The sequence below is a fragment of the Cryobacterium sp. MLB-32 genome, from assembly GCF_000738085.1.
GTDB lineage: Bacteria > Actinomycetota > Actinomycetes > Actinomycetales > Microbacteriaceae > Cryobacterium.
Genome location: NZ_JPRS01000413.1, coordinates 1 through 896, shown reverse-complemented (window position 1 = coordinate 896; position 896 = coordinate 1). Strand labels below are relative to the sequence as shown.

Annotated in this window: 1 protein-coding gene; it reads left to right on the top strand. The window is 61.0% G+C overall.

The window, feature by feature from the left end:
• The coding region (locus JF66_RS19015; RefSeq protein WP_035880448.1) for a ribonucleotide reductase N-terminal alpha domain-containing protein at nucleotides 1-896 on the top strand (896 nt) is incomplete at both ends.

Below are 896 nucleotides of genomic sequence, written 5' to 3'. Positions count from 1 at the left end.
GTTCATCACGAGCCTGAACGACCTCGCGTACTCGAAGAAGTTCCGCTTCAAGAGCTTCCTCGGCGCCTTCAAGTACTACACCTCGTACACGCTCAAGACCTTCGACGGCAAGCGCTACCTTGAGCGCTTCGAAGACCGCGTTGTGATGACCGCGCTCGGTCTCGCATCCGGTGACGAGAAGCTCGCCGTCGAGCTCGTGGAAGAGATCATCGCCGGCCGCTTCCAGCCGGCCACCCCCACGTTCCTCAACTCGGCCAAGGCCCAGCGTGGCGAGCTCGTCTCCTGCTTCCTGCTGCGCATCGAAGACAACATGGAGTCGATCAGCCGCGGCATCAACTCCTCCCTGCAGCTGTCCAAGCGCGGCGGCGGCGTGGCTCTGCTGCTCAGCAATATCCGTGAGGCCGGCGCGCCGATCAAGCAGATCGAGAACCAGTCGAGCGGAATCATCCCCGTGATGAAGCTCCTCGAAGACTCCTTCAGCTACGCCAACCAGCTCGGTGCCCGCCAGGGTGCCGGCGCGGTGTACCTGCAGGCGCACCACCCCGACATCATGCGTTTCCTCGACACCAAGCGTGAGAACGCCGATGAGAAGATCCGCATCAAGACGCTCTCCCTCGGTGTTGTCATTCCCGACATCACCTTCGAGCTCGCCAAGAACGACGAGTGGATGTACCTCTTCTCGCCGTACGACGTGGAAAAGGTCTACGGCGTGCCGTTCGCGGACATCTCGGTCACCGAGAAGTACCACGAGATGGTCGACAACCCCCGCATCAAGAAGTCGAAGATGAAGGCGCGTGAGTTCTTCCAGACCCTCGCGGAGATCCAGTTCGAGTCCGGCTACCCGTACATCATGTTCGAGGACACCGTGAACAAGGCGAACCCGATCGAGGGTCGCA